This is a genomic window from Pseudomonas sp. NPDC088885, from assembly GCF_044750025.1.
Classification (GTDB): Bacteria; Pseudomonadota; Gammaproteobacteria; order Pseudomonadales; family Pseudomonadaceae; genus Aquipseudomonas; species Aquipseudomonas rustica.
On record NZ_JBIVJB010000139.1, the window covers coordinates 1 to 8,222 of the forward strand.

Annotated in this window: 7 protein-coding genes; 5 read left to right on the forward strand and 2 right to left on the reverse strand. The window is 59.5% G+C overall.

The window, feature by feature from the left end; genetic code table 11:
- The 4 genes from ACIP1X_RS26685 to ACIP1X_RS26700 form a co-directional block, all read left to right on the forward strand.
- Positions 1–1,245, forward strand: a 1,245-nt coding sequence (locus ACIP1X_RS26685; RefSeq protein WP_400755772.1) for a urate hydroxylase PuuD, incomplete at its 5' end; no start/stop codon positions are given.
- A 298-nt stretch (positions 1,246–1,543) separates the two neighbouring features.
- Positions 1,544–2,902 (forward strand): nucleobase:cation symporter-2 family protein, encoded by a 1,359-nt coding sequence (locus ACIP1X_RS26690; protein WP_053118650.1) that lies wholly within the window; start codon positions 1,544–1,546, stop codon positions 2,900–2,902.
- 162 nt (positions 2,903–3,064) lie between these two features.
- Positions 3,065–3,850, forward strand: a complete 786-nt coding sequence (locus ACIP1X_RS26695) for an outer membrane protein OmpK (RefSeq protein WP_400755773.1) — start codon at positions 3,065–3,067, stop codon at positions 3,848–3,850.
- A 374-nt stretch (positions 3,851–4,224) separates the two neighbouring features.
- Entirely contained in the window at positions 4,225–5,010 is a 786-nt protein-coding gene (locus ACIP1X_RS26700) for an outer membrane protein OmpK (RefSeq protein WP_053118646.1), read from the forward strand.
- 161 nt (positions 5,011–5,171) lie between these two features.
- Here ACIP1X_RS26700 and ACIP1X_RS26705 read toward each other — a convergent pair whose 3' ends face one another.
- Together ACIP1X_RS26705 and ACIP1X_RS26710 are read right to left on the reverse strand one after the other, a co-directional pair.
- Positions 5,172–6,344 (reverse strand): patatin-like phospholipase family protein, encoded by a 1,173-nt coding sequence (locus tag ACIP1X_RS26705; RefSeq protein WP_400755774.1) that lies wholly within the window; start codon positions 6,342–6,344, stop codon positions 5,172–5,174.
- Between the two features lie 35 nt (positions 6,345–6,379).
- Complete coding sequence (locus ACIP1X_RS26710; protein ID WP_053118640.1) at positions 6,380–7,312, reverse strand: lipid A biosynthesis lauroyl acyltransferase; 933 nt, start codon at positions 7,310–7,312, stop codon at positions 6,380–6,382.
- Positions 7,313–7,429: 117 nt separating this feature from the next.
- Here ACIP1X_RS26710 and minC point away from each other — a divergent pair, with 117 nt between their 5' ends.
- A complete protein-coding gene (gene minC, locus ACIP1X_RS26715) occupies positions 7,430–8,167 on the forward strand; it encodes a septum site-determining protein MinC (protein WP_159814898.1) in 738 nt (245 codons plus the stop codon).
- Positions 8,168–8,222 lie beyond the last annotated feature (55 nt).

The following is an 8,222-nucleotide window of genomic DNA, read 5'->3' on the forward strand; positions in this document are numbered from 1 at the left end:
GTGGCCTGGATCGGCGCGTCGTTCTACTTCGTCTGGCTGGAGAACAACCTCAACCGCGTCAACCCGAAAACCGGTCTGGCCGGTGACCTGTGGGCGATCCACGGTGGCGGTATCTATCACCTCGAAAAATACAAACTGGCCCCGCCGGCAATGCCGGAGAACCTGCACTGGTTCAAATGGGAAGCCTACTTCACCTGGATGTCGGGTATCGCGCTGCTGTGCGTGGTGTTCTACTCCAATCCGACGCTCTACCTGCTGGCTCCGGGCAGCACACTGAGCGGCCCTGAAGGCGTGGCCATCGGTATCGGCTCGCTGTTCCTCGGCTGGTTCATCTACTCCTTCCTGTGCGACTCGGCCTTGGGCAAACGCCCTGCTCTGCTCGGCTTCATCCTGTTCGTGCTGATCATCGGCGCGGCGTATGGCTTCAGCAAAGTGTTCAGCGGTCGTGGTGCGTACCTGCACGTCGGCGCGATCATCGGCACCATCATGGTCGGTAACGTGTTCCGCATCATCATGCCGGCGCAACGCGCACTGGTGGCGGCGATTGCCGAGAACCGCACGCCGGATCCGGCGCTGCCGGCCAAAGGCTTGCTGCGTTCGCGTCACAACAACTACTTCACCCTGCCGGTGCTGTTCATCATGATCAGCAACCACTTCCCGAGCACCTATGGCAGCCAGTACAACTGGTTGATCCTGGCCGGGATCGCGGTGTTGGCGGTGTTGGTTCGTCACTACTTCAACACCCGTCACGACAGCCACAAGTTTGCCTGGACTCTGCCAGTGGCAGCGGTAGGCATGATCACGCTGGCGTACGTCACCGGCCCTACGCCGATGTCGACCGCTCCGGAAGTGGCCAAGGCTCCAGCAAAAATCGAGTACCAACCGCTGCCGGAAACGGCACTGGGTGGTGGCGCGAAACCGGCTGAAGCGGCACCGGCAGCCCCTGCCGAACCTGCTGCACCGGCACAAGCCTCCAACGCCGGCCCTGGCTTTGACAAAGTGCACAGCGTGATCCAAGAACGCTGCGCGGTTTGCCACTCGGCCAAGCCGACCAGTCCGTTGTTCAGCGCAGCGCCAGCGGGTGTGATGTTCGACACCCCTGAGCAGATCCGCCAGAACGCGGCGCGGATTCAGGCACAAGCGGTCACCAGTCAGATCATGCCACTGGGCAACATCACACAGATGACCCAGCAGGAACGTGACCTGATCGGCGCCTGGATTGTGCAGGGAGCCCAGACCAACTAAGCCACACAAAAGCCTGCTAACAGCAGGCTTTTGAGGTGAAGGGATTTACCTGTGCTTGAGGATTTACCTGTGGCGAGGGGATTTATCCCCGATCGGCGGCGCAGCCGTCGCAGACCCTGCAATTGCCATCTGCCTGATGTATTGCGATTGCAGGTTTTGGGGCTACTTCGTAGCCCATCGGGGATAAATCCCCTCGCCACAAAATTCCTCTGCCCACACATACGAATGATGCAAAGAAACAGCTGTGAGCAACCCGGCAGCTGTTCAATCACAAGAATAAAAAGATCTGAGGTGTTGCATGTCCGAGCTGTCCAAAGCGCGCATCCCCGACGCACCCGCCATTCAGCGATTGCCCCTTTTGCAACTGATCCTGGTCGGTTTGCAACATGTTCTGCTGATGTACGGTGGTGCCATCGCGGTGCCGCTGATCATTGGACAGGCCGCTGGCCTGAGTCGTGAAGAAATTGCCTTCCTGATCAACGCCGACCTGCTGGTCGCCGGTGTCGCCACCATCGTGCAATCCATGGGCATCGGCCCGATGGGCATTCGCATGCCGGTGATGATGGGCGCCAGTTTTGCCGCTGTCGGCAGCATGGTCGCCATGGCCGGCATGCCCGGTATCGGCCTGCAAGGCATCTTCGGCGCAACGATCGCCGCCGGTTTCTTCGGCATGATCATCGCGCCATTCATGTCCAAGGTCGTACGCTTCTTCCCGCCTCTGGTGACCGGGACGGTCATCACCTCGATCGGTTTGTCGCTGTTCCCCGTCGCCGTGAATTGGGCTGGCGGCGGTGCAGGCGCTACGCAATTCGGTTCACCGATTTATCTGGCCATCGCCGCCCTGGTGTTGGGCACCATTCTGCTGGTGCACCGCTTCATGCGCGGTTTCTGGGTCAACATTTCCGTACTGATCGGTATGTGCTTCGGCTACATCCTGTGCGGCGTGATCGGCATGGTCGACCTCAGCGGCATGGCCAATGCGCCATGGATTCAGTTCGTCACCCCGCTGCATTTCGGCATGCCGAAATTCGAACTCGCGCCGATCCTGTCAATGTGTCTGGTGGTGGTGATCATCTTCGTGGAATCCACCGGGATGTTCCTCGCGCTGGGCAAAATCACCGGCCAGGAAGTCTGCCCGCGCATGCTGCGTCGCGGCCTGCTGTGTGATGCTGGCGCCTCCTTTGTCGCCGGTTTCTTCAACACCTTCACCCACTCCTCGTTCGCGCAAAACATCGGCCTGGTGCAGATGACCGGCGTGCGCTGCCGCTCGGTGACCATCGTTGCCGGTGGCTTGTTGATCGTGCTGAGCCTGCTGCCGAAAGCGGCGTTCCTGGTGGCATCGATTCCACCGGCGGTATTGGGCGGCGCAGCGATTGCGATGTTCGGCATGGTCGCCGCGACCGGCATCAAGATTCTGCAAGAAGCCGACATCGGTGACCGTCGCAACCAGTTGCTGGTCGCGGTGAGCATCGGCATGGGCCTGATCCCGGTGGTGCGCCCTGAGTTCTTCGCGCACCTGCCGCTGTGGATGAGCCCGATTACCCACAGCGGCATCGCCATGGCAACGCTCAGCGCGCTGACGCTGAACCTGCTGTTCAACATTCTCGGCGGCAAAGAGCGCGCGGCCATCAACGACTGCCACGCACACCAGCACTAAACGCAACAAAGAATCCCCATGTGGGAGCGGGCTTGCTCGCGAAAGCGGTGTGACATTCAACCCATCCGTTGACTGGAAGAACGCATTCGCGAGCAAGTCCGCTCCCACAAGGGCAAGCAACAGCTCTGCGCCTCAAACAATAAAAACAAGAGGGAGCAACAGATGATTCGTACACAGACAAACGTACTGTTAAGCGGTGGCCTGCTGGCCGCGAGTCAAGCCATGGCTGGCGATTTACTGCTGTGGCAAACCAACAGCCTCAGCTACCTGTACGGCAAGAATTTCGCGATCAACCCGTCGATCCAGCAGACGGTCACGTTCGAGCACGCCGACAAGTGGAAATACGGCGACAACTTTCTCTTCGTCGACAAAATCTTCTACAACGGCGAAGAAGACCGCAACAAAGGCCCGCACACCTTTTACGGCGAATTCACCCCACGCTTCTCGTTCGGCAAGATCTTCAATCAGAAGATCGAATTCGGCCCGATCAAAGACGTGCTGCTGGCGATGACCTACGAGTACGGCGAAGGTGAAAGCGAGGCCTACCTGATCGGCCCGGGCTTCGACCTCAAGGTGCCCGGCTTCAACTACGTCACCCTCAACATCTTCCGCCGCCAGACCGAAGGCCCGCGCCCCGGCGACGGCGTGTGGCAGATCACCCCCGGCTGGTCTTACAGCATTCCCGTGGGCAATTCCGACGTGCTGATCGATGGCTATCTGGATTGGGTGGTCGACAACGACGAGAACTCGCGCGGCACTTACCACGCCAACCTGCACATCAATCCGCAGATCAAATATGACCTCGGCAAAGCCCTCGGCTGGAGTCAGAAGCAGCTGTACGTCGGCACCGAATACAGCTACTGGAAGAACAAATACGGCGTCGAAAGCAGCCACAACCTCGACACCAATCAGAACACCGCCAGCCTGCTGGTGAAGGTGCATTTTTAAGATGACCCGCAACCGTGCCCCATACCTGTCGTCGGTGCTCTGTTGCGGGGCACTTGAGAGCTGGCCGAGGAGTCAGTATTCTCCGCGGCCTCATGAATTCGGTCTAAAAAAAAGCCCGGATTTAATTCCTGACCGACGGGCCAACTTATCCCGGCCCCGGCCAGTACCGAGGCATCCCGAAAACACGCTCAATCGACTGTTTTGCAGCAGCCGACGGGCGTTTTTTTGCTTTTCGAAAAGCCTTGGCCCAGCTCTTGCTAACACCAGCAAAGCTGACCGATTGGATGACTTTTGCAGTAACGAAAAAAGGCGCCACACCAGAGCGCCGATCTTAAAAAAAATAAACGTGGAACACCTACTTTGGGAGCAACCGAATGAAACGTACGTGCACCAGCCTGATGCTTGCGGGATCGATGTTGGCCGGCGGCCAGGCCATGGCCGATGGCCTGCTGCAGTGGCAGAACAACAGCCTGACCTACCTCTACGGTAAGGACTTCAAGGTCAACCCTGCGATCCAGCAGACCGTCACCTTCGAGCACGCCGATGCGTGGAAGTATGGGGACAACTTCCTGTTCGTCGACAAGATCTTCTACAACGGTGACAAGGACTTCAACAACGGCCCGAACACCTACTACGGCGAGTTCCAGCCACGCATCTCGCTGGGCAAGGTACTCGACCAGAAGATCGAATTCGGCCCGATCAAAGACGTCCTGCTGGCGATGACCTACGAGTTCGGCGAGGGTGACACCGAGTCCTACCTGATCGGTCCTGGCTTCGACCTGGCCATTCCGGGCTTCGACTACTTCCAGCTGAACTTCTACCAGCGCCACACCGAAGGCTCGCGCCCGGGTGACAACGTCTGGCAGATCACCCCGGTCTGGTCTTACACCATCCCGGTCGGCGACTCGAACGTGCTGATCGACGGTTACATGGACTGGGTCGTCGACAACGACGAAAACAACCGTGGCGAATACAAAGCCAACCTGCACTTCAACCCACAGGTCAAATACGACCTGGGCAAGGCGCTGAATTTCGGCGAGAAGCAGCTGTACGTTGGTGTTGAGTACGACTACTGGAAAGACAAGTACGGGATCGACGACACCCGTGCATTCACCACCAATCAGAACGTGACCAGCTTCCTGGTGAAGTTCCACTTCTGATAAAAATCAAAAGATCGCAGGCTTCGCCAGCTCCTACAGGGATAGCGCATTCCAATGTAGGAGCTGCCGCAGGCTGCGATCTTTTGCTTTAAAAGCTTCCCCATATTCGACCGAGTTCCAATGTGGGAGCGAGCCTGCTCGCGAATGCCTCACCATAAATCTCAGACCGGATTCACCGCCTCAGATATCCCCAAAAACCGGCACAACTCCTCACGCTTGGCCAACGCATCCCTTCGCCCCAAATCAATCAATTCGCTGCAATACCCCGCCTCGAACAACAGATAACTCAACACCCCCGCCCCACTCGTCTTCGTCGCCCCCGGCCCACGCAAAAACAAGCGCAACGCCGCCGGCAATTCCTGACGATGCCGCGCCGCGATCTCATCAATCGGCTGACTCGGTGAAATCACCAGCACCTCCACCGGCGCCACGCCCAACTCGCGTGTCGGCGTGCCGGCGGGCATCAGATGACTGAACTGGTTGAGCCGCTGCAGCAACTCGATGTCGCTCTCCAGGCTGTCAATGAACGTGCTGTTGAGCATGTGCCCGCCGATCTGAGCAAGTGTCGGCTGTTGCCCGGTGTAGGTGCGTTCCAGCGGCTGCTGTGGATCGAAACCGCGCGGGTTGCCGCTCACGCCGACCACCAGCACGCGACTGGCGCCCAAGTGCAACGCCGGACTGATCGGCGCCGATTGCCGCACCGCGCCGTCGCCGAAATACTCATCACCGATTTTCACCGGCGCGAACAGCAACGGAATCGCCGAGCTGGCGAGCAAGTGATCGACCGACAATTGCGTCGGCACACCAATGCGCCGATGCCGTAGCCACGAATCAATCGTGCCGCCGCCCTGATAAAACGTCACCGCCTGCCCCGATTCGTAGCCGAACGCCGTCACCGCCACCGCATGCAATTGCTTGCGTGCGATGGATTCGGCGATGCCGGGCAGGTGCAGTTTTTCATTGAGCAGGTCGCGCAGCGGCGAACTGTTGAGCAGCGCTACCGGCAGATGTCGACCGAGGCCAAGCAGGCTGTGGCTGACAAAACGGCTAGCCTGACGGATCACACCGGGCCAGTCACTGCGCAGCACGCGATGGCTGCGAAAGCCTTGCCAGAACAGCGTCAGCCGCTCGATCGCCGCGCGGAAATCGCTGGCGCCGCTGGCAAGGCTAACCGCATTGATCGCACCGGCCGAGGTGCCGACGATCACCGGGAACGGATTGTCCGCGCCCACCGGCAACAACTCGGCAATCGCCGCCAGCACGCCCACTTGATACGCCGCCCGAGCCCCGCCGCCGGAAAGAATCAAACCTGTGACCGGTTCCGCTGGGCTCATCGCAACACTCCGTGGTGCTTAGGGGATGGGGTGAATCAACCGCGTTTGGCGTACAACTTCGGCTCGCCCGGTGGCCGGCTCTTGAAGCGCCGATGCGCCCACAAGTATTGCTCCGGGCAATCGCGCAATACGCCTTCGACCCATTGGTTGATGCGCAGGCAATCGGCTTCTTCGGTCTCGCCCGGGAAATCCTCCAGCGGCGGATGCACCACCAGACGATACCCGCTGCCGTCCGCCAGACGCTCCTGAGTGAACGGCACCACCAGCGCCTTACCCAGCCGCGCGAATTTGGTCGTCGCCGTCACGGTCGCCGCCTGAATGCCGAACAGCGGCACGAAGATACTTTGCTTGGCGCCGTAGTCCTGATCCGGCGCGTACCAGATCGCCCGACCGGAACGCAGCAGCTTGAGCATGCCGCGCACGTCGTCGCGCTCCACCGCCAGCGAATCAAGATTGTGCCGCTCACGGCCCTGACGCTGGATGAAGTCGAACAACGGATTTTTGTGTTCGCGGTACATGCCGTCGATGGTGTGCTGTTGGCCGAGCAGCGCCGCGCCGATTTCCAGGGTGGTGAAATGCACCGCCATCAGGATCACGCCTTTGCCTTCGCGCTGAGCTTTCTGCAAATGCTCCAGCCCTTCGACGTGGGCGAGTTTGGCCAGACGCTCACGCGACCACCACCAGCTCATCGCCATTTCAAAAAAAGCGATGCCGGTCGAGGCGAAATTTTCCTTGAGCAGGCGTTTGCGCTCCGCCGCGGATTTTTCCGGGAAGCACAGTTCAAGATTACGCTTGGCAATGCGCCGCCGGTCGCCGGCGAAGCGATACATCAACGCACCCAAAAATCGACCGATGGTCAGCAACGCCGGATACGGCAGCTGCACGATCAGCCACAAAAGCCCCAAGCCGCACCAGAGCGGCCAGAAGCGTGGAGCAAGAAATGCTTTTCGAAAACGCGGGCGATCCATTAAAGCTTCCGTAAATACAGTGGCTGCGCATTCTACATCGTTCGACCCGGCTTGCGGCCTGCGGGCGTTCTCGTTATAAGTCTCGGCACTTTTAGTGACAAGCCGTTGTATGCCGACATGAGCAAAACCGAACCGTTAAACCAAGATCCCGTGTTCCAGCTAAAGGGCAGCATGCTGGCCATTACCGTGCTGGAACTGGCCCGTAACGACCTCGACAGCCTCGATCGGCAATTGGCCGCCAAAGTTGCGCAGGCGCCGAATTTCTTCAGCAACGCGCCGCTGGTTCTGGCCCTGGACAAACTGCCGCCGAGCGAAGGCGCGGTCGACCTGCCAGGTTTGATGCGCGTGTGCCGTCAACATGGCCTGCGCACCCTGGCGATTCGCGCCAGCCGCATCGAAGACATCGCCGCCGCCATCGCCATCGACATTCCGGTGCTGCCGCCGTCCGGTGCCCGTGAACGCCCGCTGGACATGCCAGAAGCCGAAGTCAAAAAGAAGCCGGAAAAGCCGCCAGAACCGACCGTCAAACAGACTCGCGTCATCACCACGCCAGTACGTGGTGGCCAACAGATATACGCGCAGGGTGGCGATTTGGTCGTGGTCTCCTCGGTCAGTCCGGGGGCGGAACTTCTTGCCGATGGCAACATCCATGTATACGGCCCGATGCGTGGCCGTGCGCTGGCCGGCGTGAAGGGTGACACCAAGGCACGGATTTTCTGTCAGCAATTGAGCGCTGAACTGATCTCCATCGCCGGTCATTACAAGGTTTCCGAGGATTTGCGCCGCGATCCAATGTGGGGCTCGGGCGTACAGGTCAGCCTGTCGGGCGACGTGTTGAACATCATTCGGCTTTAACGGATACTGCCGCATTTTCCAAGCATCTCTAAAACGTAGCGAAAACGGCTCAAAC

What these genes read in the sequence shown, in the direction of transcription:
- ACIP1X_RS26700 (WP_053118646.1), top strand. Translation starts at nt 4,225, where the DNA reads ATGAAACGTACGTGCACCAGCCTGATGCTTGCGGGATCGATGTTGGCC.
- ACIP1X_RS26695 (WP_400755773.1), top strand. Translation starts at nt 3,065, where the DNA reads ATGATTCGTACACAGACAAACGTACTGTTAAGCGGTGGCCTGCTGGCC.
- ACIP1X_RS26710 (WP_053118640.1), bottom strand. Translation starts at nt 7,312, where the DNA reads ATGGATCGCCCGCGTTTTCGAAAAGCATTTCTTGCTCCACGCTTCTGG.
- ACIP1X_RS26705 (WP_400755774.1), bottom strand. Translation starts at nt 6,344, where the DNA reads ATGAGCCCAGCGGAACCGGTCACAGGTTTGATTCTTTCCGGCGGCGGG.
- ACIP1X_RS26690 (WP_053118650.1), top strand. Translation starts at nt 1,544, where the DNA reads ATGTCCGAGCTGTCCAAAGCGCGCATCCCCGACGCACCCGCCATTCAG.
- minC (WP_159814898.1), top strand. Translation starts at nt 7,430, where the DNA reads ATGAGCAAAACCGAACCGTTAAACCAAGATCCCGTGTTCCAGCTAAAG.